25 protein-coding genes are annotated in these 23488 nt (G+C 72.4%); 4 read left to right on the top strand and 21 right to left on the bottom strand.

The annotated features are described in order from the left end of the window. Nucleotides 1-35 precede the first annotated feature (35 nt). The 14 genes from eboE to ABZ570_RS05880 form a co-directional block, all read right to left on the bottom strand. The gene (eboE, locus tag ABZ570_RS05945; protein ID WP_358057452.1) at nucleotides 36-1223 is read right to left on the bottom strand and encodes a metabolite traffic protein EboE; all 1188 of its coding nucleotides are present in this window, start codon (nucleotides 1221-1223) and stop codon (nucleotides 36-38) included. After that, nucleotides 1223-2074 (bottom strand): TatD family hydrolase, encoded by an 852-nt coding sequence (locus ABZ570_RS05940; protein WP_358057449.1) that lies wholly within the window; start codon nucleotides 2072-2074, stop codon nucleotides 1223-1225. The genes eboE and ABZ570_RS05940 overlap by 1 nt, the downstream gene beginning before the upstream one ends. Continuing rightward, on the bottom strand, nucleotides 2074-2694 hold the full coding sequence (locus ABZ570_RS05935; RefSeq protein ID WP_358057446.1) for an EboA domain-containing protein: 621 nt from the start codon (nucleotides 2692-2694) through the stop codon (nucleotides 2074-2076). Before ABZ570_RS05935 ends, ABZ570_RS05940 begins: the two co-directional genes overlap by 1 nt. Nucleotides 2695-2726: 32 nt before the next feature. Continuing rightward, on the bottom strand, nucleotides 2727-3683 hold the full coding sequence (locus ABZ570_RS05930) for a sugar phosphate isomerase/epimerase family protein (protein WP_358057443.1): 957 nt from the start codon (nucleotides 3681-3683) through the stop codon (nucleotides 2727-2729). Continuing rightward, nucleotides 3680-4522, bottom strand: coding sequence for an SCO3242 family prenyltransferase (locus ABZ570_RS05925; RefSeq protein ID WP_358057440.1), 843 nt, complete (start codon nucleotides 4520-4522; stop codon nucleotides 3680-3682). Before ABZ570_RS05925 ends, ABZ570_RS05930 begins: the two co-directional genes overlap by 4 nt. After that, on the bottom strand, nucleotides 4519-5667 hold the full coding sequence (locus ABZ570_RS05920) for an inositol-3-phosphate synthase (protein ID WP_358057437.1): 1149 nt from the start codon (nucleotides 5665-5667) through the stop codon (nucleotides 4519-4521). Before ABZ570_RS05920 ends, ABZ570_RS05925 begins: the two co-directional genes overlap by 4 nt. Nucleotides 5668-5883: 216 nt before the next feature. Further along, the gene (locus ABZ570_RS05915; protein ID WP_358057434.1) at nucleotides 5884-7089 is read right to left on the bottom strand and encodes a Gfo/Idh/MocA family oxidoreductase; all 1206 of its coding nucleotides are present in this window, start codon (nucleotides 7087-7089) and stop codon (nucleotides 5884-5886) included. A gap of 20 nt (nucleotides 7090-7109) precedes the next feature. Continuing rightward, nucleotides 7110-8162: a substrate-binding domain-containing protein gene (locus ABZ570_RS05910; protein WP_358057431.1), complete on the bottom strand. Its 1053-nt coding sequence runs from the start codon at nucleotides 8160-8162 to the stop codon at nucleotides 7110-7112. Nucleotides 8163-8251: 89 nt separating this feature from the next. Then, a complete protein-coding gene (locus ABZ570_RS05905; RefSeq protein ID WP_358057428.1) occupies nucleotides 8252-9367 on the bottom strand; it encodes an ABC transporter permease in 1116 nt (371 codons plus the stop codon). Beyond that, nucleotides 9364-10929 (bottom strand): sugar ABC transporter ATP-binding protein, encoded by a 1566-nt coding sequence (locus ABZ570_RS05900; protein WP_358057425.1) that lies wholly within the window; start codon nucleotides 10927-10929, stop codon nucleotides 9364-9366. Before ABZ570_RS05900 ends, ABZ570_RS05905 begins: the two co-directional genes overlap by 4 nt. Further along, nucleotides 10926-12104, bottom strand: a complete 1179-nt coding sequence (locus ABZ570_RS05895; protein ID WP_358057422.1) for an ROK family transcriptional regulator — start codon at nucleotides 12102-12104, stop codon at nucleotides 10926-10928. The genes ABZ570_RS05900 and ABZ570_RS05895 overlap by 4 nt, the downstream gene beginning before the upstream one ends. 202 nt (nucleotides 12105-12306) lie before the next feature. Continuing rightward, nucleotides 12307-13347 (bottom strand): YihY/virulence factor BrkB family protein, encoded by a 1041-nt coding sequence (locus tag ABZ570_RS05890; protein WP_358057419.1) that lies wholly within the window; start codon nucleotides 13345-13347, stop codon nucleotides 12307-12309. Nucleotides 13348-13408: 61 nt separating this feature from the next. Next, the gene (locus ABZ570_RS05885) at nucleotides 13409-14218 is read right to left on the bottom strand and encodes an ABC transporter permease (protein ID WP_358057416.1); all 810 of its coding nucleotides are present in this window, start codon (nucleotides 14216-14218) and stop codon (nucleotides 13409-13411) included. Between the two features lie 11 nt (nucleotides 14219-14229). Continuing rightward, nucleotides 14230-14994, bottom strand: a complete 765-nt coding sequence (locus ABZ570_RS05880; protein WP_358057599.1) for an ABC transporter permease — start codon at nucleotides 14992-14994, stop codon at nucleotides 14230-14232. Nucleotides 14995-15200: 206 nt separating this feature from the next. Between ABZ570_RS05880 and ABZ570_RS05875 the strand changes: the two genes are divergently transcribed. Further along, on the top strand, nucleotides 15201-15518 hold the full coding sequence (locus ABZ570_RS05875; RefSeq protein WP_358057413.1) for a DivIVA domain-containing protein: 318 nt from the start codon (nucleotides 15201-15203) through the stop codon (nucleotides 15516-15518). A gap of 100 nt (nucleotides 15519-15618) precedes the next feature. On the opposite strand, the gene ABZ570_RS05870 is transcribed toward ABZ570_RS05875, so the two are convergent. From ABZ570_RS05870 to ABZ570_RS05850, 5 genes are all read right to left on the bottom strand, one after another. After that, nucleotides 15619-15948, bottom strand: coding sequence for a hypothetical protein (locus ABZ570_RS05870; protein WP_358057410.1), 330 nt, complete (start codon nucleotides 15946-15948; stop codon nucleotides 15619-15621). 407 nt (nucleotides 15949-16355) lie between these two features. Continuing rightward, nucleotides 16356-17123, bottom strand: a complete 768-nt coding sequence (locus ABZ570_RS05865) for a hypothetical protein (RefSeq protein WP_358057407.1) — start codon at nucleotides 17121-17123, stop codon at nucleotides 16356-16358. A gap of 277 nt (nucleotides 17124-17400) precedes the next feature. Beyond that, nucleotides 17401-18528 carry a hypothetical protein gene (locus tag ABZ570_RS05860; protein WP_358057404.1) on the bottom strand — a complete coding sequence of 376 codons (1128 nt, stop codon included), beginning with the start codon at nucleotides 18526-18528 and terminating at the stop codon, nucleotides 17401-17403. Between the two features lie 99 nt (nucleotides 18529-18627). Next, the gene (locus ABZ570_RS05855; protein WP_358057401.1) at nucleotides 18628-18819 is read right to left on the bottom strand and encodes a DUF397 domain-containing protein; all 192 of its coding nucleotides are present in this window, start codon (nucleotides 18817-18819) and stop codon (nucleotides 18628-18630) included. Then, nucleotides 18810-19613 (bottom strand): helix-turn-helix transcriptional regulator, encoded by an 804-nt coding sequence (locus tag ABZ570_RS05850; protein ID WP_358057398.1) that lies wholly within the window; start codon nucleotides 19611-19613, stop codon nucleotides 18810-18812. The genes ABZ570_RS05855 and ABZ570_RS05850 overlap by 10 nt, the downstream gene beginning before the upstream one ends. A gap of 213 nt (nucleotides 19614-19826) precedes the next feature. Between ABZ570_RS05850 and ABZ570_RS05845 the strand changes: the two genes are divergently transcribed. Then, nucleotides 19827-20045, top strand: a complete 219-nt coding sequence (locus ABZ570_RS05845) for a hypothetical protein (RefSeq protein WP_358057395.1) — start codon at nucleotides 19827-19829, stop codon at nucleotides 20043-20045. Next, complete coding sequence (locus tag ABZ570_RS05840) at nucleotides 20045-20299, top strand: flavin reductase (RefSeq protein WP_358057392.1); 255 nt, start codon at nucleotides 20045-20047, stop codon at nucleotides 20297-20299. Before ABZ570_RS05845 ends, ABZ570_RS05840 begins: the two co-directional genes overlap by 1 nt. A gap of 57 nt (nucleotides 20300-20356) precedes the next feature. On the opposite strand, the gene ABZ570_RS05835 is transcribed toward ABZ570_RS05840, so the two are convergent. After that, the gene (locus ABZ570_RS05835; protein ID WP_358057389.1) at nucleotides 20357-21106 is read right to left on the bottom strand and encodes a TetR/AcrR family transcriptional regulator; all 750 of its coding nucleotides are present in this window, start codon (nucleotides 21104-21106) and stop codon (nucleotides 20357-20359) included. Between the two features lie 109 nt (nucleotides 21107-21215). Here ABZ570_RS05835 and ABZ570_RS05830 point away from each other — a divergent pair, with 109 nt between their 5' ends. Beyond that, the gene (locus ABZ570_RS05830; protein WP_358057386.1) at nucleotides 21216-22415 is read left to right on the top strand and encodes a DUF418 domain-containing protein; all 1200 of its coding nucleotides are present in this window, start codon (nucleotides 21216-21218) and stop codon (nucleotides 22413-22415) included. 79 nt (nucleotides 22416-22494) lie between these two features. Here the strand turns inward: ABZ570_RS05830 and ABZ570_RS05825 are convergent, their stop codons facing one another. Further along, on the bottom strand, nucleotides 22495-23427 hold the full coding sequence (locus tag ABZ570_RS05825) for an ABC transporter ATP-binding protein (protein WP_358057383.1): 933 nt from the start codon (nucleotides 23425-23427) through the stop codon (nucleotides 22495-22497). Between the last annotated feature and the right edge of the window lie 61 nt (nucleotides 23428-23488).

The following is a 23488-nucleotide window of genomic DNA, read 5'->3' as shown; positions in this document are numbered from 1 at the left end:
AGCGCTGTGCCGATGATTCGCTCGCTGACGCTCGCTCATGCCGGCACCTCCGCGGGCGTGGCCAGCCCGAGCGCGAGCAGCTCGGCGCGGGCGAAGGCCAGCTCGGCGGCGATCCCCGCGGCCAGTTCCGCGTCGGTGCGCGGCCGCCGCGCGGCCGGCAGCACCCCCCAGGTGTACGTCTCGACGTCGAGGTGGTCGCAGCCGGCGACCGGCCCGGCGTACAGCGCGGCGAGCGCGGCCCGCAGCACCGGCACGGTGGACCGCAGCGGCGGCTCGGGCGGGGCGTGCAGGGGCACGTGGTAGTGCACCCGCCACGGCCCGGGCAGCCGCGCGTCGAGCGCGGCGTCCAGGTCGTCGGCCGCGTACGCCGGGTCGGCCGGATCATCGACGGTGGCGCAGCCGGCGGCCCGGGTCTGGTGCAGGAACCGGGGCTCGACCCAGCGGCGCAGCGCCTCGGCCGAGCCCGCCGGATCGTCCGCCTCGACGGCGGCGGAGACCTGCACCTTGACCACCGGCAGCCCGGCGGCCCGGAGCCGGCCCAGTGCCTCGGCCGGCTCCTCCCAGGCGCAGGCGAGGTGGGCCAGATCGACGCAGATCCCGAGCCGGTCCATATCCATGGCTGACAATAGCCTACGGGCCTGCCCCGTGGACTCCACCAGACAGCCCGGTTCCGGCTCGAAGCCGACCCGGACGGTCCGTCCGGTCTCCCGCTCCACCGCCGCGAGCCCGGCGGCCAGTTCGTCGAGGCGGCGCCGGACGGCGTCGGCCCGGCCGGCGTCCCACGGGGTACGCCAGGCCAGCGGCAGGCTGGAGATCGAGCCCCGGGCCGCGTCCTCGGGCAGCAGGTCGGCCAGCACCCGAGCCAGGTCGAGGGTGTACCCGAGCCGCTCCGGGGTGGTCCAGTCCGGGTGGTACACCGCGCCCTTGACCACGGGCGCCTGGAAGGCCGCGTACGGGAAGCCGTTGAGGGTGACCACCTCCAGCCCGCGTACGGTCAGCTCGTGCCGGAGCCGGCGGCGGGCCGCCGGGTCGGCGGCGAGCGCGGCGGCCACCGGGGCGGCCAGCCACAGCCCCAGCCCGAGCAGGTCGGCGTCGAGCGCCCGCCGGACGCCGACCGCGTACGTGTCGAGCTGGGCGAGGATCCCGGCCAGGTCCTCGGCCGGGTGGACGTTGGTGCAGTAGCCGAGGTGCACGGTGCTGCCGTCGGCGTGGCGCAGGCGCATCACTCACCCCCGCGCAGGATGGAGTTGCCGGCGAAGGTCGGCGCCGGCGCGTCCACGTCGCCGAGGTCCAGCTTCCCGGACTGTCCGTAGAACTCCACCGGGTTGCGCCACAGCACCCGGTCCACGTCGTCCTCGCTGAACCCGGCGAGCAGCATCGCCTCCCCGGTGGCCCGGGTGAGCAACGGGTCGGAGCGCCCCCAGTCGGCGGCCGAGTTGACCAGCATCCGCTCCGTCCCGTACGTCTTCAGCAGCTCGACCATCCGCGGCGGCGACATCTTGGTCTCGGGATAGATGGAGAAGCCCAGCCAGCAGCCGGTGTCCCGGACCAGCTTCACGGTGACCTCGTTGAGGTGGTCGACCAGCACCCGCCCGGGCTCGATGCCGGACTCGGCCACCACCGCCAGGGTGCGCTCGACGCCGCGGGCCTTGTCCCGGTGCGGGGTGTGCACCAGGGCGGGCAGGTCGTGCGCCACGGCCAGGGCGAGCTGCCCGGCGAAGGCGGCGTCCTCGTCCGGGGTCATCGAGTCGTAGCCGATCTCGCCGACCGCCACCACGCCGTCCTTGTCGAGGTAGCGCGGCAGCAGGTCGAGCACCGGCCGGCAGCGCGGGTCGTTGGCCTCCTTCGGGTTCAGCGCCACGGTGGCGTGGTGCCGGACGCCGAACTGCCCGGCCCGGAACGGCTCCCAGCCGATCAGCGAGTCGAAGTAGTCGACGAACGAGGCGACGCTGGTGCGCGGCTGGCCGAGCCAGAACGCCGGCTCCACCACCGCGCGTACCCCGGCGGCGGCCATCCGCTCGTAGTCGTCGGTGGTGCGGGATGTCATGTGGATGTGCGGGTCGAAGATGCGCATCACGCCTCCCTGGCGGTGGTCGGGTGGGAGCCGGCGCCGAGCCGGTGCAGCAGGTCGGTGGCGTCGGCGGGCATGGTCCGGCCGGCGGCGTGCCGCTCGGCGGCGAGCGCGGCCAGCATCGCCGCCAGCTCGCCGTCCGCCCGGCCGTGGAGGTCGTCGACCACCGCCAGCGGTACGCCGGTGAAGACGCACTTGAGCACGGCCTGCCGCCAGGCCGGCTGCTCCAGGTGCCGGGCGTACGGGCCGAGGGCGGCGGCGATCAGCCGGGTGTCGTTGGTGCGGATCGCGTCGTGCAGCAACGGCACGCAGGCCGCGCCGATCGGCAGCAGCGGCAGGGCCCGCAGCACGGCCCGCTTCTCGGCGGCGTCGCCCTGCCGGTAGAGGGACTCGGCCACCGTCGCGTGGTCGGCGGGCAGCGCGGTGAGCAGCAGCGCCCGGGCGGCCTCGTCGACCGTCCAGCCCGGCGGTTCGGCCAGCGGCTCCCGACCGCACCGCCGGGCGGCGGTGGTGAAGAGGCGTGGGATCGACGCGGGCTCGGTCGCCACGCGGCGCAGGGCCGCGTCCAGCCACTGCGGATCGGGTACGCCGCGCAGCGCGGCGCGCAGTCGGTCGGGTGTCATGCCGTCTCCCCTCTGAGCCGGGTGGCAGGTGGTCAGCCACCGCCTTTGCTCTGCAGCCCCTTACGCAGCACCCGCGGTCGGGACGTGTTGCCTCCGTGGCTGCAGAGCAAAGGGTCCGAGTCGGTTGTGGTCCGGTGCCGGGCGGTCCCGGCGGCGGCGTGCAGGAACTCGATCGACCGGGCCGCGACGGTGGGCGCGGCGTGCGAGTGCCGGGGCAGCTCCACGGCCACCAGGCCGCGGTAGCCGGCGTCGGCGAGGGCACGCAGCACCGGCGGGAAGTCGATCTCGCCCGCGCCGAACTCCAGGTGCTCGTGCACGCCCCGGCGCATGTCGTCGATCTGCACGTTGACCAGGTGCTCGGCGACCGCCGTGACGCAGTCGGGCACCGGCCGCGGCTCCAGACAGCGACAGTGTCCGATGTCGAGGGTGATGCCGAAGCCGGGCGGCACGCCGAGCGCGTCGCGCAGCCGGTGCCAGCCGGCGATGTCCTCGACCAGCATGCCCGGCTCGGGTTCGAACCCGAGCGGCACACCGGCCGCGTCGGCCTCGGCGCAGACGGTGGCGCAGCCGGCGACGAGCCGGTCCCAGGCGACCGACTCCGGCACCTCCGGCGGGCGTACGCCGGCCCAGAACGAGACCGCCTCCGCGCCCAGGTCCGCGCCGATCCGCACCGCCCGGCGGAGGAAGTCGATCCGCCGCGCCGGATCGTCGTGCAGCAGCGTCGGGGCGTGCTTGTGCCACGGGTCGAGCAGGTAGCGGGCACCGGTCTCGACCACCACGGCCAGACCGAGCGCGGCCAGCCGGCGGTGCACGGCGGCCACCCGGCGGGCCAGTCCGGGCCCGAACGGGTCCAGGTGGTCGTGGTCCAGGGTGAGCGCCACCCCCTGGTAGCCGAGGTCGGCCAGGACGGCGAGCGCGTCGGTGAGCCGGTGGTTGGCGAAGCCGTTCGTCCCGTACCCGAAGCGGAGCCCCGCCGTCGCGGTGGTCATGTCGGGGAGACCAGTCGGGCCAACCGCCGGCCGAGCGGGGCGGCCGCGGCGACGGCGACGCCGAGCAGCCGGGCACCGGCCCGGGCGGTCAGCGCGCCCTGCAACGCGGGCAGCCCGGTGATGCCCGCCCCGACGGCGGCGCGTACCCGCTCCGGCGACGGGTCGGCGAGCACCCGGGCCTGCGCGGAGCCGTAGCGGGTGGCGTAGCCGGCGGCGAGCGCGGCGGGGACCGGGTCGGCCCGGCCCAGCGCGGTGGCGGCGACCAGGGCGGTGCCGGCGAGGGTGGCCCGGGGCAGCCGCCGGTCGGCGCCGGAGACCTCCCGCCGGGAGAGCGCGGTGACGGTCCAGGTGTGCGCGGCGACGGTCAGCGCCGCCGGCACCGCCCGGACCGGGCGCCCGCCGGTGGCGCCGAGCAGGACGTCCAGGCCACGGCAGGCGGCCATCACGGCGGGACCGGCGGCGGTGTTCTTGGCGAGCAGGTCGTACCCCCAGATCGCGGCGGCGAGCGGAACCGCCAGGGCGGCGGCCCGCCGGCCCCCGGCGGCGCCCGCGACGGCGAGGCCGGCTGCGGTCAGGCCGGCGGCGACGCCGAGCGCGGTCGCCGGGCGGACCCGGCCGGACGGGATCGGCCGCTCGGGGCGTTCGACCGCGTCGAGCCGGCGGTCGGCCCAGTCGTTGGCGGCCATGCCGGCCCAGTAGAGCAGCACCGAGGCCCCGGCCAGGGCGGGCGTACGCCGGCCCAGCGCGCCGGCCGCCGCCGCGCCGGCCAGCACGTCCCCCGGCACGGAGAGCGCGGCGGGCGCCCGGACCAGCTCGGCGAGGTCGGCGAGGCGGGTCATCGGGGGGCTCCGGCGTGCAGCCCGGCGACGAACTCCGTCAGCAGCGACCACTGCTCGGCCAGCGCGTGGGTGGACGCGTCGAGCGGATCCTTGAAGAAGAAGGCCAGCTCGGCGAGGGGGCCGCGGCGGCCGGCGGCGTGCGCGGCGGCGGTGAGCCGGGCGAGGTCGAGCACCAGCGGGGCGGCCAGCGCCGAGTCGCAGCCGTGCCAGGTGAACTCCAGCCGCATCCCGGTGCCGAGGAAGCCGGCGAAGGTGACCAGATCCCAGGCGGTCTTGAAGTCGCCGAGTTCCGCCACGTACTCGATCCGGGTGCCGCCCTGCGGGACGTAGCCCAGGGTCTCGCCGAGCACCCGCTGCTTGCTGCCCACCTTCGCGGCGTTGGCGGCCGGTTCGGCGAGCGTGGCGCCGTCCCCGCCGCCGAGCAGGTTCACCCCGGACCAGGAGCGCACGGCCAGGTGCCGCATCGCGAACATCGGCGCGAGCACCGACTTGACCAGGGTCTCCCCGGTCTTGCCGTCGTGCCCGGCGTACGGCAGGCCGTGCTCGTCGGCCAGCGCCGCCAGCGCCGGCAGCCGGGCCCCGGTCGACGGGGTGAAGTCCACGTACGGGCAGCCGGCGGTGAACGCCGCGTACGCGTACAGCGAGCTGTTCGGCAGCACCTCGCCGGGGCCGGCCAGCGCGTTCCGCAGCGCGGCGAGGTCGTGGTGGGCCGGGTGCGCGGCGGCGGCCGGTTCGGTGGCGGAGACGTTGACCACCACCACCCGGTCCAGCGCGTGCCGGCCCCGGAAGTCGGTCAGGTGGCGGGCCACGGCGGCGGCGCGCTCGGCCTGGGTGCCGTCGGCCGGGGCGGGCCGCAGCGCCGCCTCCACCTCGGCGAGTTCGCTGGACAGGGCGTCCACCAGCCGGCCGGGCAGCACCCCGGCGGCGGCGAGCGCCTCGGCCCGCTTGGTGAGCGGGGTGGCGACCACGTCGTGACCGCCGAGGACGAGGTCGGCGAAGGCCGGCAGGGCCGGTCCACGCAGGTCGGGAAGCTCGGTGACGCAGCCGGTCGGGTCGGTCAGCCCGGCCCGCAGGGCCAGTGCCCCGACGATGCTGGTGGTCGCGACCGAGCCGCGCGCCCCCACCAGCCAGACACCCGTACGCATCGTCTACCTCCCCATCGTCGGGCCGGTCCGCCGGTGCGGCCGGGGAATCCCGGTCCGGCCGCACCGGACGGCCGTGCTGGTCGTGCCGTGCCGGAGGCTCCGGTGGCACGCTCCCCGGGGTCGACCTCGTCCCCGCCGCGGGGCGCAACCGCGGCGGGCCCTCGCCGGTCGGCGTCGGGAAGCCATCTCGGGCGGCGCCGGAGGCGCCGCGTCGGATCAGGCGGCCAGTTCAGCCAGCGCGGGCTCCACCTCCGTCCAGGCGGCCAGCTCGGCGGAGCGGGTCACCGCGTCGAGCACGAGCTGAACCTGCAACGCGTCGGCGAACGACGGCGCCGGGTCGGTGCCGGTGGCGACCGCCTCGACGAAGTCGCGCATCTGGTGGGTGAAGGAGTGCTCGTAGCCGATGATGTGGCCGGGCGGCCACCAGGCCGACATGTACGGGTGGTCCCCCTCGGTCACCAGGATCCGGGTGAAACCCTGCTCGGCGGTGGGCCGGGAGGCGTCGTAGAACTCCAGCTCGTTGAGGCGTTCCAGGTCGAAGACCAGGGTGCCGAGCGAGCCGTTGATCTCCACCCGGAGCGCGTTCTTACGGCCGGTGGCGAACCGGCTCGCCTCGTACGTGGCCACCGCCCCGCCGTCGAGCCGGGCGACGAAGACCGCCGCGTCGTCGACGGTGACCTCACCCGTCGCCCGGCCGTCGCCGTCGGCCTGCGCGGCCAGGCCGCTCGACCCGGCCGGCAACGGCCGTTCCTTGACGAAGGTCTCGGTCAGCGCGCTGACCCCGGTGATCCGCTGCCCGGTGACGTACTGGGTGAGGTCGATGATGTGCGCGCCGATGTCGCCGAGCGCGCCGGAGCCTGCCCTGTCCTTCTGCAATCGCCAGACCAGCGGGAACTGCGGGTCGATGATCCAGTCCTGGAGGTAGACCGCGCGCACGTGACGGATCTCGCCGAGCCGGCCGTCGGCCACGAACTGCCGCATCATGGTCACCGCGGGCACCCGGCGGTAGTTGAACCCGCACATGGCGCGTATCCCGTCGGCCCGGGCCCGGGCGGCGGCGGCCGCCATCTGCCGGGCCTCCTCGGCGGTGTTCGCCAGCGGCTTCTCGCACAGTACGTGCTTGCCGGCGGCCAGCGCGGCGATCGCGATCTCGCAGTGGCTGTCTCCCGGTGTGCAGATGTCGACCACGTCGATCTCGTCGGACTCGACGAGTCGCCGCCAGTCCGTGGTGTGCCCGTCCCAGCCGAGCCGGTCGGCGGCGGCGGCCACCTTCGGCTCGTCCCGGCCGCAGACGAGCGCCATCCGCACCCGCGCCGGCAGGTCGTACACCCGGTTCACGGTGCGCCACGCCTGTGAGTGCGCGGCGCCCATGAACGCGTAGCCGACCATGCCGACCCGCAGGACTTTGTCGTGAGTGGACAAGGTGGGTCTCCCCCCGTGTATCAGAACCCGAGCTTCAGGTAGTCGCCCGCGTTCTCCTTGGTGATCGTCTCCGAGGCGAGCACGATCTGCTTGGGCACCTGGAGCTCCACCAGGTCGGACATGCCCCGGCCCTGGCCGATCAGGCGGGCCAGGGAGATGGCCGAGGAGGCCATCGACGGGCTGTAGGTGACCGTCGCCTTCAGCACGGTGTTGTCCGCCTGGATGTCCTCCATCGCCTTCTTCGAGCCGGCGCCGCCGACCATGAAGAACTCCTTGCGGTTGGCCTGGTTGACCGCGGCGAGGACCCCGATGCCCTGGTCGTCGTCGTGGTTCCAGAGCGCGTCCATCTTCGGCAGCGCCTGGAACAGGCCGGTGGCGGCCTGCTGGCCGGAGTCGGCGGTGAACTCGGCCGGGCGGCGGTTGGCGACCTTGAACCCGTACGAGGCGAGGGTGTCGGCGAAGCCCTTGGAGCGTTCCTGGGTCAGTTCGAGGGAGTCGATGCCGGGGATCTCACCGATGACCGGGTTGCTGACCCCCTTCTTCTTGAGCTCCTCGACGATGTAGGTCGCTGCGGCCACCCCCATGCCGTAGTTGTCGCCCTTGATCTGCAGCCGGTACGCCTTGGCGTCGGGGAACGCCCGGTCCAGGTTGACCACCGGGATGCCGGCCTTCATCGCCTCCAGGCCGAACGCGTTGAGCTCCTTGCCGTCGTGCGGCAGCAGCACGATCACGTCGGGCTTCTGGGAGACCAGCGTGGACAGCGCCGCCCGCTGGGCCGCCGCGTCCGCGCCGGCCTCGACAATCTTCAGCTCCACGTCGGCGTACGCCCCGGCCTGCGCCTTGGCGTTGTTGGTGATCGCGGCGATCCAGCCGTGGTCGGCGGCCGGCGCGGAGAAGCCGATGGTCACCTTCTTGCCGGGCTCGCTGTTGCCGCCGGTCGCGGCGGCCTTGGTCTGCGCGGCGGTGGGCGCCTGCTCGTTGCTGGTGCAGCCGGCGAGCACGACGCCGGCGGAGAGCGCGGCCCCGCCGAAGAGCAGCCGGCGGCGCGACAGATCGCGACCCTGCGTTGTCATGACGGCCTCCTGGTGTGGTGGTGGGGTGAAAAGGGTGTGCTGGGCCCGGCCACCGTCGCTGTCGAGGTGGCCGCGGTGTCGCGGTCGGATCAGGTGGTGCTGGTGGCCCGGTTGCGGCGCAGGAACTGGGTGAGGCTGCCGAACTGGACCTGCTGGACCAGGACGGCGGCGACGATGATGCCGCCCTTGACCATGTTCTGGGCCTCGGTGGAGAGACCGTTGATGGCGAACAGGTTGGTGATGGTGGAGAAGATGATCACGCCGAGCAGGGAGCCGATGATGGTGCCCCGCCCGCCGCTGAGCAGCGTGCCGCCGATGATCGCGGCGGCGATCGCGTCCAGTTCGTAGAGGTTGGCCATGGCCGCCTGCGCGGAGGTGGCCTGCGACGTGAGCATGATCGCGGCGATGCCGCAGCAGAGCCCGGAGAGCGCGTAGAGCAGCAGGGTGTGCCGGCGGACGTTGATGCCGGCCAGCCGGGCCGCCTCCGGGTTGCCGCCGACCGCCACCGTGCGGCGGCCGAAGGTGGTGCGGTTGAGCAGCACCCAGCCGGCCGCGACGACCGCGGCGAGGATGTAGACCAGCAGCGGGATGCCGAGGACATTCGTGCTGGCGATGCCGTTGATGATGGTGTCGTTCGAGACCTGGGTCTGCTTGTCGGAGATCTCGGCGGCCAGGCCGCGGGCGGCGACCATCATCGCGAGGGTGGCGATGAACGGCACCAGCCGCCCGTACGAGATGAGCAGCCCGTTGACCAGGCCGACGGCGAGCCCGACGGTCAGCGCGCTGAAGATCATGCCGCCGGCGCCGTAGCTCTGGGTGGCGACCGTGGTGCACCACACCCCCGCGAGCGCGACGATCGCGCCCACCGACAGGTCGATGCCCCCACCGATGATCACGAAGGTCATCCCGACGGTGACCACGCCGACCACCGAGGCCAGCTTGAGGATGGTGAGCGTGTTGCCCCACACCCAGCTCGCGTCACCGTAGAGGTCGGGCCGGGTGACGATGCCGATGACCACCAGCACCACCAGGGTGGCCAGCAGCCCCAGGTTGCGTCGGGCGCCCTCGCCGCCGTCCCCCCGCCACCAGGACAGCCGCCCCGGCGCGTCGGCCCGCGCGGTCTCGGCCGGGTCGACCGGCGGCGACTGCGCCGGCAGCCCCGCCGCCCGTTCCGGCGCGGTAGGGGTATCCGTCACTTCGCTCATGCCGGCGCGCCTTCCATGAGGGACCCCGCCATGACGAGGTCGAGCACGGTGTTCTCGTCGATTTCGCCGGCCGGGGCCTCCCGGACCACCCGGCCCTCCCGCATCACCAGCACCCGGTCGGCCAGGCCGAGCACCTCGGGCACCTCACTGGAGACCAGCAGCACCCCGACGCCCCGCGCGGCCAGGGCCCGGATGACCTGGTACAGCTCCGCCCGGGCGCCCACGTCCACCCCCCGGGTCGGCTCGTCGAGCAGCAACAGCCGGGTGTCCCCGAGCAGCCATCGGCCGACCACCACCTTCTGCTGGTTGCCGCCGGAGAGGGTGCGGACCGGCCGGCGCACGTCGCGGGGGCGCAGCTCCAGGGAGCCGGCGATCCGGTCCGCCTCGGCCCGTTCCCGCCTCGCGTCGGTGAAGCCGAGGCGGGCGTACCGGCCGAAGGTGGCCAGGGTGACGTTGCGGTAGATCGGCTCGCCGAGCAGCAGCGCCTGGCTCTTGCGCTCCTCGGGAGCCATCCCCATGCCGGCCCGTACCGCCGCGCCGACGCTGCCCGGGCGCAGCGCCCGGCCGCCCATCGTGACCGTGCCGGCCTGCGCGCGCCGCGCGCCGTAGATGGTCTCCAGCAGCTCGGAGCGGCCGGAGCCGACCAGCCCCGCGATGCCGACGATCTCCCCGGCCCGCACGGTCAGCGACACGTCGGCGAACTCGCCGGCCCGGCTGAGCCCGTCGACCCGCAGCAGCTCTGCGCCGGGGGTCTCGTCGGCGGGGCGCTCGGGGAAGACGTACTCGATGGTCCGCCCGGTCATCCGGGCGACCAGGTCGTTTGTCGGGGTGTCGCGGGCCGGCAGGTTCGCCGCGGTGGTCCGGCCGTCCTTGAGTACGGTGACCCGGTCCCCGATCTCCCGGATCTCCTCCAGCCGGTGCGAGATGTAGATGACCGCGATGCCCTGCGCGGTGAGTTCCCGGATGATCCGGAACAGGTTGGCCACCTCGTCGTGGGCGAGCACGGCGCTCGGCTCGTCCATGATGATCAGTCGGGCCTCGTGGGAGAGCGCCCGGGCCATGCTGACGATCTGCTTGCCGGCGGCGGGCAGGTGGCGCACCAGGCGGCCGGATGGGATCTCCGGGTGCCCGAGCCGGGCCAGGATCTGCCGGGTCTTCCGGGCCATGTGTCCACGGCGGACGAAGCCGAGCCGGCGCGGCTCGTGGCCGAGGAAGGCGTTCTCCGCCACCGACAGGTCCTCGACCAGGTCGAGTTCCTGGTAGATGGTGGCGATCCCGGCCCGCATGGCGGACTGCGGGTCGGCGAAGCTCGCCGGCTCGCCGCGCCACTCGACCTCGCCGGAGTCCGGCCGGTGCACCCCGGCGAGCACCTTGATCAGGGTGGACTTGCCGGCGCCGTTCTGCCCGAGCAGGCAGTGCACCTCGCCCGCGCGGACCTCCAGCTGCACCCCGTCCAGCGCGCGTACGCCGGGGAAGGTCTTGACCACGTCGGTGAGGCGCAGGACCACCTCGCCCGCGACGGCGTCGGCGGGGGCCGTCACCAGCGGCGCCTTGCCGGTCATGATGCCTCCCCGAAGGCCAGGTCGCTGGCGAGCACCGCGGCGCCGGCCACCCCGGCGCGGGGGCCGAGTTCGGAGAGCACGACCGGCAGGTTGCCGGTGGCCAGCGGCAGCGAGCGGCGGTAGACCACGCTGCGGATCTCGGCGAGCAGGATGTGGCCGAGCTGGGCGAGCCCACCACCGATCACGATCATCGACGGATTGGTGAAGCTCACCAGCCCGGCCAGCACGCTGCCGACCCGCCGGCCACCGTCGCGGATGAGCTGGATGCAGGTGACGTCCCCCTCGGCCGCCCCCTGCGCCACGTCCAGCGCGGTCACCGCTCCCCTGGCGGCCAGCCGGTCGGCGAGCGACGGCGAGACCCCGGCGCGGGCCGCCGCGGTGGCCTCCCGGGCCAGCGCCGCGCCGCTGAAGACGGCCTCCAGGCAGCCGAGGTTGCCGCACGAGCACATCGGACCATTCGGGTCGACCTGGATGTGCCCGATGTCGCCGGCGCAGCCGTCGGTGCCCCGGTAGACCTCGCCGTTGAGGTAGATGCCGCACCCGATGCCGGTGCCGATCTTGATGAGCAGGAAGTCGTCCACCGAGTGGGCGACCCCGCCGTGCCGCTCGCCGATCGCCATGATGTTGACGTCGTTGTCGACCACGGCCGGGCAGCCGTGCTCCCGGGTCAGCAGCTCGCGGACCGGGAAGCGGTCCCAGCCGGGCATGATCGGCGGTGAGACGGGCACGCCGTCGCGGAAGCTGACCGGCCCGGGCACGCCGATGCCCACCGCGTCCAGCCGCTCGTACGCGCCGTCCACCTTGGCCTTGTGCAGCAGCTCGTTGACCCGCTGGAGGGTCACCTTCGGCCCGGAGCGGATGTCCGCGGACTCGGTGTACGCCGTCACCGGTTCGAGCCGGCCGTTGACCACCTCGACGTCGATCGAGCTGGCGCCGAGGTCGACCGCGGCGAAGCGCAGGTGCGGGCTCAGCTCGACCAGGGTGGACCGGCGACCGCCCCGGGAGGCGGCCAGCCCTGCCTCGGCGACGTAGCCGAGACCGACCAGCCGCTCGAGTTCGGCGAGCAGGCGCGGGCGGGGCATCTGCAACCGGTCGCCCAGCTCGGCCCGGGACACCGCCCCCTCGTCCCGGAGCAGTCGCAGGAGCTGTACGTGCAGGGGGTCGACCGTGCGCACCGGGACACACCTCCGCGTCGGAGTCGTTCACATCGACGAAACGCCGATGTGTCGTGCCCGACACAGTAGGAGGCTTCCGGGTCACATGTCCATAGCTTCAGGCGATCTGATCCAAACTTTTGTCTATCCGAACAAAAGCGCGGCGGCGGGGTCAGGAAAGCCGACGAGCGCCCCCGCCTGGCCAGCCCCGGCGGCCCGCCGGTCAACGGCCGGGCTTGCCCTTCTTCCGGAGCTTGCGGTCGTCGCGCAGCTCGACGTACGGCTCCCGGTCGGCGGGGTGCCCCGCCGCGATGGCGCGGCCACGCTCCAGCTCGGCGTCGAACTCGGCGCCGAACAGGATGGCGATGTTGGTCAGCCAGAGCCAGACCAGGAATATGATCACGCCGGCCACCGACCCGTACGTCTTGTTGTACGAGCCGAAGTTGGCGACGTAGAGGGCGAACAGCACGGAGACGACCAGCCAGATCACCACGGCCAGCACGCCGCCGGGGCTGACCCAGCGGAAGCCACCGTGCCGGGCGTTCGGCGAGGCCCAGTAGAGGATCGCGAACATCAGGCTCACCAGGATCACCAGCACCGGCCACTTGGCGATGTTCCACACCGTCACGGCCGTCGAGCCGGCACCGATCCCGCTGCCGACCTGCTTCGCCAGCCGGCCGGTGAAGACCACGATGACCGAGGCGGCCAGCAGCATCACGCCGACCAGGGCGGTCACCCCGAGCCGGATCGGCAGCGTCTTCCAGATCGGCCGGCCTTCCGGCACGTCGTAGATCGCGTTGGAGGCGCGCATGAAGGCGGCGATGTAGCCGGAGGCGGACCAGTAGGCGCCCAGCACACCGACCACCGCCGCGATGCTGGCCAGGCCACCCGAACTGCTCGCCTGCTCGATCGCGAGGTCGACGATGTGCCGGATGGTCGGCTGCGGCGCCGTCTGGTCGAGGGTGTCCTTGACCCCCTTGACGGCGTCCTTGCCGAGCAGGCCGACGACCGAGATGAGCGCCAGCAGGCCCGGAAAGATCGAGAGCACCCCGTAGTAGGTGAGCGCGGCGGCCCGGTCGGTCAGGTTGTCCGCCTGGAACTCCCGGACCGTACGCTTCAGCGCCGCCTTCCAGCCGACACCCGGCAGTTGGCTCGGGCTCTCCGGGGCCGGCCCCGTCCGCCCCGCGCCGTCCCGCCCGCCGGACGTGCTGCCGGGATCGTCACGGTCGCGCCCACTCCCGGCGGAAGACTCGTCGCGGGCCATCGCCCCTCCCTCGTCGTCGGCGGTGTCCCCCGACATGCCCGCGGAAGGGCCGGTTAACCACCTACTTGTAGAGCAACCTGCCCATCCGTCGGGAGGCGAGCGCGAGCATGCCGGCGGCCAACACCACCAGGTACGCCACGTCCAACAGCCAGGACCAACCGGAGCGCTCGACGCAGATCGCCCGGATCAGGTGCACCGACCGGTAGAGCGGGGTCAGCTCGACCACCCAGCGCAGTACGGCCGGATAGGCCTCGGCCGGCACGAACGTGCCGGAGAAGAGGAAAAGGGTGAACTGGGCCGACCCCATCAGGTCGAAATCCTGCCAGCTGCGAATGAGCGTCGAGACGACCATGCCGAGCGCGCCGAACGCGACACCGACCAGCATCGCGGCCGGGAAGGCGGCGACCGCCCGGACCGCGGTGGTCAGGTCCATCACCACCATGATCAGCAGGAACGCGGCCGAATAGAGGCTGCCCCGGATCATCGCCCAGGCCAGCTCGCCGAGAGCGATCTCGAACGGCTGCACCGGGGTCGCGATGACCCCGTCGTACAGCTTCATGAACTTCATCTTCCCGAAGAAGTTGAAGGTCGTCTCGGACAGCGCGCCGTTCATGGCCGAGGACGCCAGCATCGCCGGGGCCACGAACGCGGCGTACGAGACCACCTGCCCGCCGGGCAGGGTGAGGTCGCCGACCAGCGCGCCCACCCCGACGCCGATCGAGAAGAGGTAGAGCACCGGCTCCAGGAAACCAGAGAGCAGCACCAGCCAGTACGCGCTGCGCAGCGCGGTCAGGTTGCGCTCGGCGACCGAGGCGGAGCGGCGGGGCGCCCCCTCGAAGCTGACCAGCCGGGGCAGGACGAGACCGACCACGACACCCTCCCCTAGACGACGAGCGAACGCTGGAACACCCGCCGGGCGAGCAGCCAACCGGCGGCGGCCCAAGCGGCGAGGTAGAGCAGGTGACCGGCGATCGACCACTGCGGAGCGACGCCCAGCGTGGCGGCCCGGCACAGGTCCACGCCGTGCCAGAGCGGGGTCGCGTACGCCAGCCAGCGCAGCGCCTCCGGCAGCGACGCGACCGGGAAGAACACCCCGGCGAACAGGGTCATCGGGATCACCGCGAACCGGAAAAGCAGGGCCAGGTAGCTGTCACTCGGCACCGCCGCGCTGATCGCGAAGGTCGGCGCGGCCACCGCGAGCGCGAGCAGCACCGCCACCGGCAGGACGGCCACCGCCCACGGCGAGCGCAGCGCCCCGAAAAGCGCGGTCACCAGCACGAACGTGGCGGCGCTGGTGAGCACCCGGAACAGCACGAAGGCGAGGTGCCCGGCGAGGATGTCCCCGATCCGCAGCGGCGCCGCCACCTGGGCGTGGTAGGTCCTGATCCACTTGAAGTTGCTGTGCACCGGCCAGGTGGACTCGGCCATGGCGACCTGGAGGGCGGTGGAGGCGATCAGGCCCGGCACCAGCCACTCCAGGTAGGGCACCCCCTCCACGCCCCGGTGCACGTACGCCCCGACCCCGACGCCGAAGCCGAGCACGGTGAGCACCGGCAGCAGGAAGGACGAGAAGACCCCCGCCCGCCAGGTGCGCCGGTAGCCGACCAGGTAGTGCGCGAGGACCGCCAGGGCCGGCACGCGCGCCATCCCCGGCCGGGCCCGCTCCGCCACGCTCACGTCGACCACCCCCGCGCTCTGCCCACGTTGGCCTTCCTACCCCCTGGGTACGACAGGACCGCCGGTCACCCTACGGCGGGCCACCCGTGGTGTCGCGCGATTTGTCCCGCTGCCCTGAGACGTACGTGTGGCTTGGCTTGCATACGATCAGGCCGCACCGAAATCGGGAGGATTTCATGGCCCACCTGACTCCGGCCGACGTCCGGAACGCCGCGTTCAGGAAGCCTCCGATTGGCAAGCGGGGCTACGACGAGAAGGATGTCGACGACTTCCTGGACGCCGTCGAGCAGACCATCACCGCTCTGACGGAGGAGGTGACGTCCCTGCGCGCGCAGCTCGGCAACGGGACCTCGTCGTCTGGGACCGGCGGGCAGGGAGTGGCGTCCACCGAGCTTGAGCAGATCAAGAACCGGCTCGCGCGGCTTGAGGCCATCGTTGCGAACGCCGGCCTGCGGCCGTCCATAGGCGATCCGCTGTTCGGCGACGGTCGGTAGCGCGGGCGCGGTTGCCGGCGCTCAACGTACCGGGGCCATCGCTCCTCGTGGTAGCGCGGCGTCGGCCGCGCATCGAAGCCACCAGGATTGCCATGCCCCACTAGGCGAAGTGCTCGGTCACCACTGCCTGCGCGTCAGCAGCGCCTAGCCAGCGCTGCACGTGCAGGACTTGCCCGAACCACTCGATGCGTCCGTCAACCAGCTCTGTTCGCGCGTCATCCGGATCTGGGTCCGCCCGATCGCTGAAGCGCCACGATGGCTGGTCAGACTCGTCAGCCTTGAGCACCACACTCAGGTCGACGGCAGTGCCCCTCTTGCCGTCGCTCCAGGTCGCGTCGGTCAGCCTGACCAGGAGGTAACCTCGGTCACCGCGGTCAGATCGGACCTCGGCAACCTTCCCGTCGTAGTTCCAAACAGGATCTACCGTCATCTTGCTCGACCCCTACCACTAGGGCATCCAGCGCTTGGGCGAACGGCGGCGCACCGGCCGTGCCTTCCTTGAGCCCTCATTCCGCTGTCCTTCTTACGTCGGCCACCTCGCCGGCACCTGACGGCCGCTCTGCCCGCCACTTCAGGTAGGCAGCCATTCTCGCCTGATCCGCTCGCTTCTTGCGTCGCCGCGCAACGAACGAGGTGATCAGCAACCCGAAGCCGAGCGCCGCGAGCAGGGAAGCGGGAACGAGTTCCTCACCAAGGGCGGTAAGCAAGGCTCCGTACGGCGCCGCTCGAATACGACAGACTGAAGACTCTTGATTCCCGAGCCCTCAATCTGCCTGAGACGTGACAAGGGCTCAGCGGTCCGGCGTGGCGGCGGGCGGGACCCGCCGCCACACGCCCTTACTGTCCGCCAAAGGCCTTGATCAACTCCTCCGGCGCCTCCTGCGTGTCGGCGGCGGAGGGCTTGCTCAGCGTTACCGGGGTTCCGAAGTCGGTGTACCGGGTGACCAACTGGCCAGCCGCGGGCTGCACGTCGGACATGTCCAGGGCCAGCTCGATGAGCCGGCCCTGGTCGTCGGTGCGGGCGGTGAAGGGGATGGCAGCCGCCTTGTCGCCGAGCTGCTGCAGCTTCCCGTTGGGCTTCACCTTTCGATAGTCGACGGTACCGGTGAAGCTGTGCTCGCCGGTCTTCTCGACCTCGGCGACCGCGCTGATCATCTTGCGGGCGCCGCCCGGGTCACCGTCGGGCATCAGGCTCAGCTGGCCGTCGGCGCCCAGCTTCGTCGCGTCCAGGTGCAACCACTTCTTCGGGGCTCCGGACAACCCGCTCAGCTTCAGGAATGCGTCCGCGCCGATGACGAGCATGTGGATGCTCATGGCACCAGCAAGCTCCAGCGACATGTCCATGGCCATGGACCTTGGGTCCATCACGCCGCCGCCGTTCATTGCCGGCGAGCTGAGTGTGACGCGCACGCTGTCCTCGTTGAGCTTGAGCGCGGCGGAGGTCAGCTCAGCGAGCGGGTCGGCGGGTGCCGCACTGGCCGCTGCCGCATCGCTCGGACCAGCACTGGCGGCCGGTGCGCCAGCCTCGGTCTTGCACCCGGTCAGCGTGAGGCCGAGCGCGGCAACGAGAGCGATCCCCGTGGCTGCCAGCCGTCGAGTTTTCATCGGTGGGCTTTCTCCTAGTCCGGAATGGGCCGCACGCACGCAAGGAGGTCCGCCCGGCCGGCGGCCAGGCTAACATCGGAGCTGCTTCGACGGCCCACCTCGCCGCCGTCCGAAAGCGTGATCGGCCGGCTATGGCCGCGCGGCGACCCGCGCGACGAACGCCCGCCAGGCATCGGGGCCGAAAGCCAGCACCGCCCCGGGCCGGGTGGTTGGTCGGCACCCGGCCCGGGTCGGGGTGGGTACCCCGATCCCGGGCCGGGAGGTCGCCTCGCGTCGATCAGGTGAGCCCCGTCGGCACCAGCAGGTAAGCCCGTCGGGCGCGGTCACCACCCGCGTCACAGGCGACGGGACAGGCGAAGCCGACGATGAGCCCGTCGTCGTTGATGTCTTCCGCCGACCGCAGGGTCACCGTCGGGGGCAGGTCCGGGACCTGCTTGTTCAAGTCGATCATTCGCCCGTTCTGCCACAGGAACGCCCGCTCGGTGTAGGAACCGCCCCCGGAGACCCGGGAGATGCCCACGACTTGCCGCGCCTCGTTGACCGCCCGCGCCTCTGAGTAGGTACCCCCGAGGGTGCCGAGGTCGCGGATGGTGCCGGCACTCCAGAGAGTTGCGTGCTGTTCGCTGTTGCTGTTCTGGGAGACGCCGACGACGTCGCCGTTGTCGTTGATGTCCCGGGCGTAGGTGGACTCGTTGGGGCCGCCCAGAGTGCCGAGATCCTGCAGGGCACCGCCCTTCCAGACGAACGCGTGCAGCGCGCCGCTCGGGGTGATGGCACCGCCGACGACGTGCCCGGCGTCGTTCACGCCGTAGGCGATGCTGTCGGTGCCCCACGCCCCGGCCCGGCCGCCGAGCGTGCCCAGGTCCAGGATCGTGCCGTTGCGCCAGACGACCGCCCGCGTCGGCGAGCCCTGTCGCTCGAATCGGGTGCCGACCACCGTGCCGTCGTCATTGATGTCGTTTGCGTGGCTGCCGCTGCCCGCGCCGTAGCCGGTGCCGAGGTCGGTCATCACCCCGTCGGCATACCGGAAGGCGTGCCCCGGCTCCGTCTCGTTGACATGGGTCGAGCCGACAATCACGCCACCGTCGTTGATGCCCGCTGCCTTGCTGAGGCCGAACGTCCCGTTGTAGATAGCGCCGAGGTCGGTCATCGCCCCGTCGGTCCACGCGAATGCGTGATGGTTGTAGACCCCGTCGATCGTGGAGACGCCCACCACGGTGCCGGTGGCGTTGAGCGCGTACGCGTCGCTGCTGGGTGGCTCCCCCGTGCTCGGGGCACCGATCGTGCCCAGGTCGATGTAGGTGTACGTGGGCAGGGCGGTGGCCGCCGCCGCGATGCCGGGCGTGGTCGCCACCCCGGCGACCACCACGGTCAGACAGGCCAGGGTTCGCTGTAGTCGACTCATCAACAGTCCCCTCGTGACGTACTGGGATAGATCGATGATCGACCCCAATCCGCCCGCGAAACCCTTACCAGGTGGTTACCGCCTGCGCCGCTGACACCTCTATGACCGCGCGGCGGTCCTCGCGACGAACGTGCGCCAGGCATCGGGGCCGAAGGCCAGTACGGGTCCGTTCGGGTCCTTGGAATCACGTACGGCGACCACGCCGGGCAGGTTGTCGGCTACCTCCACGCACGCCCCGCCCTGGCCGTTGCTGCGGGTGCTCTTGCGCCACTGGGCACCGCTCAGGTCCATGTCTCCGCCACTTCCGCTATCAAGTCGAGCGACTGCTGGTGTGATAGTGCCTCGCCCCGGATCGACTCCCAAACCTCGACCATCTGCCGCACGAACTCCGGCCGGTCGATCACCTGCCCATGGAGTTGTCCTTCCAGGTAGACAACGTCCTCGCCGTGCGGCGGGGTGGCGATCACGAAGGGTCCGTTGACGCCACAGTACGCACCAGCCGAGAGCGGCACGACATGGATTCGGGCCCGGGGCAGCGCCGAGCCAAGTTTGACCAGGTGCCGCAATTGCTCGCGCATCACCTCTGGCACACCGATCCGGCGGCGCAGCACGTACTCGTCCATGACGGCGGTGAGCAGTGGCGGCCGATCACGGGCGAGCACCGCTTGGCGGTCCAGCCGAGCCACCACCTGCTGCTCGACCTCATCTGGCGCAAACAGCCCGGCTCCGGCCAGCAGCGCTCGGGCGTATCCCTCGGTCTGGAGCAGACCGGGCACGCAGAGCGGTTCGAACCAGCGCAGCGCTGTGGCCTCCGCCTCGATCCCGGTCCAGTCGCGGACCCACGGCACCACGGTCTCGCGGCTGATCCGGCGCTGGATGCGCTCGAACCGCCCGTCCGCCCCGAAGACAGTGTCGCAGCGGCGGGCGAAGTCGAGGCTCGGGCGGCGCTCGCAGGTCTCCACCTTGGCGACCAGGGCACCCGAGTAGCTCAGCGCCTCGGCCAGCGCGGTCTGCGACATGCCGCTGGTGGCCCGGGCCAGCCGCAACTCCTCCGCGAAGTGGTCCAGCATGGACGAACTCTCCACGGACACCCTCCGTACATCTTCGTACCGCCTGGGGTCGCCCGCCGGACGCGCTGGTCGTCGGCGCGCGGGACCTCCCACCGTAGTCGCGTCCTCACCAGACTGTCACGCAGCGGAACCGCTCACGGGATCGGACGGCGGGCGGAACCAGGCCGGAGGCGTCCTGCGACAACGGCGTCCGGGGGCGCCTCCCTCCAACCTCACGGAGGCTCCATCATGCGACTCAGGTTCTGGCGCTGCGCGCGCCCGACGCCACCCACCGCGCTCCCCCGGCGTACGCCGAACGAGCGGCCGGCGTGGGCGACCGCCCCGACGGAGGTGTTCCCGGTCGACGGCCCGGGGCGCCCGGGGCGGCTGACCCGCGCGCAGGAGTGGCGGGCGAACGGGGGCCGCCACCTGCCGTCGCCGCGCCGGGCCGAGGAGGGCCTGAGCTGATGCCCCGCTACCGCCCGCACGTCGCGGTCCGCCCGTCGTGGCGTTGCCGGGTGTGCGGGGCCGCGTGGCCGTGCTCTCCGGCCCGGCTGTCGCTGCTCGGCGAGTACCGCGAGAACCGGGCCGCCCTGCTGATCTACCTCGGCACGCTGATGTACGACGCGATGGCCGACCTCGCCGACCTGAACGCCCAGCCCACCCCGGAGGCCCTGACCAACCGTTTCCTCACCTGGGCCAGAGCGCGTGATCAATCGTGATGGTTGGCAGCTCAGCTGGCCGACACGCCGAGAGAAGGGCAGCTGAGCTGTCACAAATCACGGCCCGATTCGGACCGCGACGCCGTCGAGGATCAGTTCGAGCCCGAGCGAGAAGTCGGCGTCGGCGATCTCCGTGTTCGGGGTGTCCGGTGGTGGCGCCTCGAACAGCATCGAGGAGAACAGGCGGGCGGTCTCCGGGAAGCGTGCGGGGTCGACGAGCCGGGCCATCGCGCGGCCGTAGTCGCGCTCGGCGTCGGCCTGTCCCTGGCCTTCGGCTCTGCCCTCGGCGAGTTCACGGTACTGCCGCACCGACTGGACCACGTAACCACTGATCAGCATCAGGGCGCCGACCTTGTTGGCCCAGTCGAGGCGGGTGCGGGACATGATCTTCAGGGCGACCTCCATCCAGGCGATCTGGTGCGGCCCGGAGGGCGGTCCGGAGGTGGGCACGCGGGTCAGCCACGGGCGACGCTGCAACACTGCGCGCTGGGCGTAGGCCCACTCGCGCAGCCCGTCGCGCCAGTCGTCGGTGTCGAGGTCGGGTGGGGCGCCGAGGGCGTGGTCGGCCATGAGGGTGAGCAGTTCGTCCTTGGACCCGACGTGCCGGTAGAGCGACATCCCGGTGAAGCCGAGGCTCTCGGCGACCTTGGGTAGCGTCACGCCGCCGAGCCCGTCGCGGTCGGCGATCTCCACGGCGGCGGCGACGATGCGGTCGACGTCGAGGGCCGCGGGCCGCCCGAGACGCGAGGACTCCGGCAACCTCCACAGCCGGCGCAGGGGCGCCGGAATGACGTCGTCGCTGGTCATAGCCCCCTCGTTCGCCCTTGCGAAGACCACGCACCATCTTGCCAGACGGCATTAGTATATGTCTGATACTTTGTCCGTGAAACTAAGTGGCCGGAGGAGAGGGACGAACATGAGCACTGCCGCCGCACCCCTGACATTGCGCGGGCCCGTCCGGCGTACCGAGCGCGCCCTCGCACCGGATCTGGCCCGGGGAGCGATGCTGCTGATCATCGCGGTGGCCAACGTCGCCGGAGTTGTCTTCGCAGGCGAGCCGGGTCTCGACGCGACGCCGCAGGGCGCCGAGCGCGGCCTGAACTTCCTGCTCTTCGAACTCGCCCACGCCCGCGGGTATCCGGTCTTCGCCGTGATGTTCGGCTACGGCATCGTCCAGCTCGCCCGCCGCCAGGAGGCCGGCGGCGCGACGCCGAAGCGGGTCCGCTCGGTGCTGGTACGCCGCAACCTCTGGCTCGTCGTCTTCGGCTTCGCGCACGCCGCCCTGCTGTACTACGGCGACTTCCTCGGCGCCTACGGGATCGTCGGAATCGTGATGACCCTGGTACTGCTGCGCCGCGGCGACCGGTTCCACCGGATCGTGTTGGTGCTCTGGGCGCTGTCGGCGGTCGAGATCCTGGTGCTCGGCGCCATCGTGGTGAGCGGCATGCTCGGAGGTCCGGGAGGGTCGGCCCCGCTGCCGGTCGGCCACGTCGACTCCCTCGCCGCGCCCGGGTACGTCGCGTCCATGCTGGACCGCCTCGGCGAATGGCCGATGCACACGCTGAGGGTCCTGCCCTTCATCTTCATCACCTGGCTGGGCATGTGGGCCGCCCGCCGCCGCGTCCTCGAAGAGCCCGCCCGCCACCAGACCATGCTCAAGTGGACCGCCGTTGTCGGACTCGGCGTCGCCATCGCCGGAGGTCTCCCGGCCGCCCTGGTGAGCGCCGGATGGCTGCACGTCGACGAGCCGGTCGCCGGCTTGATGCTGATGCTCCACGGCGCCAGCGGTATGTTCGCCGGCCCGGGTTACGTGGCCGTCTTCGGCCTGATCGCGATGAGGGCCAACCGGTCGGCTCCGGTCGTCGGCGCGCTAGCGGCCCTGGGCCAGCGCTCCCTGTCGGGATACCTGTTCCAGTCGGTGGCCTGGCTCGTCCTGCTGGCTCCCTTCACGCTCGCCCTCGGCGACCGGTTCGGCAGCCCCACGGTGGCGGGCCTGGTCATCGCTGTCGCCGTGTGGTTCGCCACCGTCCTGCTCGCCCGTCTCCTCGACCGGCGTGGCCAGGCCGGTCCCGCCGAGATCGTGCTGCGCCGGCTGACGTACGGGGCCCGGTCGTAGCCGCCGCAGCGCACGGCTCGGCGTCCGGCCGGGCCGTGCACCCGGCGGTGGATCCCGCGAGATGGGTGGGGTGGCGGGCTCAGTCGATCAGGGTGCGGCCGGTGAGGTGGAGGAAGACGTCCTCCAGGCTGCTGCGCCGGACCAGGACGCTGGCCGGGACGAGGCCGCGCGCGGTCACCTCGGCCGCCGCCGCGTCGCCGTCGGCGACGTAGAGCAGGATCCGGTCGGGCAGCACCTCGAGCCGCTCCCCCAGCCCGCTCAGCTTGCCGGCGAAGACCTCCTGCGACTCGGCGGCGAAGCGCAGCTCCACCACCTCCCGGGTGGAGTGCTCCTCGATCAGGGCACGTGGCGAGCCCTCGGCCACGATCCGGCCACCGTCCATCACCACCAGCCGGTCGCAGAGCTGCTCGGCCTCGTCCATGTAGTGCGTGGTGAGCACCAGGGTCACGCCCTGCTGCTTGAGCCGGAACAGCCGCTCCCAGACCAGGTGGCGGGCCTGCGGGTCGAGCCCGGTGGTGGGCTCGTCGAGCAGGACGATCGCCGGGTCGTTCACCAGCGCGCGGGCGATGGTCAGCCGGCGCTTCATGCCGCCGGACAGCGGCTCCACCTTGCTCTCGGCCCGCTCGGCGAGCTGGACGAAGTCGAGCAGCTCGGCGGCCCGCTCGCGGGCCACCCGGCGCGGGATGCCGAAGTAGCGGGCGTAGGTGGTGAGGTTTTCCCGGACGGTCAGCTCCGGGTCGAGGCTGTCGAGCTGCGGGCAGACGCCCAGCCGGGCCCGGATCGCCGGCCCGTCACGGACCGGGTCCAGGTCGAGGATGCGCAACTCCCCGCCGGAGGGCGGCGAGACGCAGCCGATCATCCGCATGGTGGAGGACTTGCCGGCACCGTTCGGCCCGAGAAAGCCGAACGCCTCGCCGGGGCGCACCTCGACGTCGATGCCGTCGACGGCGGTGAAGTCGCCGAACCGCTTCACCAGCCCCCGCGCCTGGATGAGAGGTCGAGCAGTGGTCACCGGCCGACCCTAGCCGCCCGGTCCGACAACCTCGACCGGTTAACCCCCGTCCGGCCGCCAC

Origin of the sequence: Micromonospora sp. NPDC007271, from assembly GCF_040634005.1 — a bacterium.
GTDB lineage: Bacteria > Actinomycetota > Actinomycetes > Mycobacteriales > Micromonosporaceae > Micromonospora.
The sequence above is the reverse complement of the archived record's forward strand: the minus strand, read 5'-3'. Positions and strand labels throughout refer to the sequence as shown.

Coding starts and splice junctions, on each gene's coding strand:
- ABZ570_RS05900 (WP_358057425.1), bottom strand. CDS start 10,929: ATGACCGGCAAGGCGCCGCTGGTGACGGCCCCCGCCGACGCCGTCGCG.
- ABZ570_RS05920 (WP_358057437.1), bottom strand. CDS start 5,667: ATGCGTACGGGTGTCTGGCTGGTGGGGGCGCGCGGCTCGGTCGCGACC.
- ABZ570_RS05865 (WP_358057407.1), bottom strand. CDS start 17,123: ATGAAAACTCGACGGCTGGCAGCCACGGGGATCGCTCTCGTTGCCGCG.
- ABZ570_RS05830 (WP_358057386.1), top strand. CDS start 21,216: ATGAGCACTGCCGCCGCACCCCTGACATTGCGCGGGCCCGTCCGGCGT.
- ABZ570_RS05860 (WP_358057404.1), bottom strand. CDS start 18,528: ATGAGTCGACTACAGCGAACCCTGGCCTGTCTGACCGTGGTGGTCGCC.
- eboE (WP_358057452.1), bottom strand. CDS start 1,223: ATGCGCCTGCGCCACGCCGACGGCAGCACCGTGCACCTCGGCTACTGC.
- ABZ570_RS05875 (WP_358057413.1), top strand. CDS start 15,201: ATGGCCCACCTGACTCCGGCCGACGTCCGGAACGCCGCGTTCAGGAAG.
- ABZ570_RS05855 (WP_358057401.1), bottom strand. CDS start 18,819: ATGGACCTGAGCGGTGCCCAGTGGCGCAAGAGCACCCGCAGCAACGGC.
- ABZ570_RS05870 (WP_358057410.1), bottom strand. CDS start 15,948: ATGACGGTAGATCCTGTTTGGAACTACGACGGGAAGGTTGCCGAGGTC.
- ABZ570_RS05840 (WP_358057392.1), top strand. CDS start 20,045: ATGCCCCGCTACCGCCCGCACGTCGCGGTCCGCCCGTCGTGGCGTTGC.
- ABZ570_RS05890 (WP_358057419.1), bottom strand. CDS start 13,347: ATGGCCCGCGACGAGTCTTCCGCCGGGAGTGGGCGCGACCGTGACGAT.
- ABZ570_RS05925 (WP_358057440.1), bottom strand. CDS start 4,522: ATGACCCGCCTCGCCGACCTCGCCGAGCTGGTCCGGGCGCCCGCCGCG.
- ABZ570_RS05880 (WP_358057599.1), bottom strand. CDS start 14,994: ATGGCGCGCGTGCCGGCCCTGGCGGTCCTCGCGCACTACCTGGTCGGC.
- ABZ570_RS05845 (WP_358057395.1), top strand. CDS start 19,827: ATGCGACTCAGGTTCTGGCGCTGCGCGCGCCCGACGCCACCCACCGCG.
- ABZ570_RS05910 (WP_358057431.1), bottom strand. CDS start 8,162: ATGACAACGCAGGGTCGCGATCTGTCGCGCCGCCGGCTGCTCTTCGGC.
- ABZ570_RS05835 (WP_358057389.1), bottom strand. CDS start 21,106: ATGACCAGCGACGACGTCATTCCGGCGCCCCTGCGCCGGCTGTGGAGG.
- ABZ570_RS05905 (WP_358057428.1), bottom strand. CDS start 9,367: ATGAGCGAAGTGACGGATACCCCTACCGCGCCGGAACGGGCGGCGGGG.
- ABZ570_RS05935 (WP_358057446.1), bottom strand. CDS start 2,694: ATGACACCCGACCGACTGCGCGCCGCGCTGCGCGGCGTACCCGATCCG.
- ABZ570_RS05940 (WP_358057449.1), bottom strand. CDS start 2,074: ATGCGCATCTTCGACCCGCACATCCACATGACATCCCGCACCACCGAC.
- ABZ570_RS05930 (WP_358057443.1), bottom strand. CDS start 3,683: ATGACCACCGCGACGGCGGGGCTCCGCTTCGGGTACGGGACGAACGGC.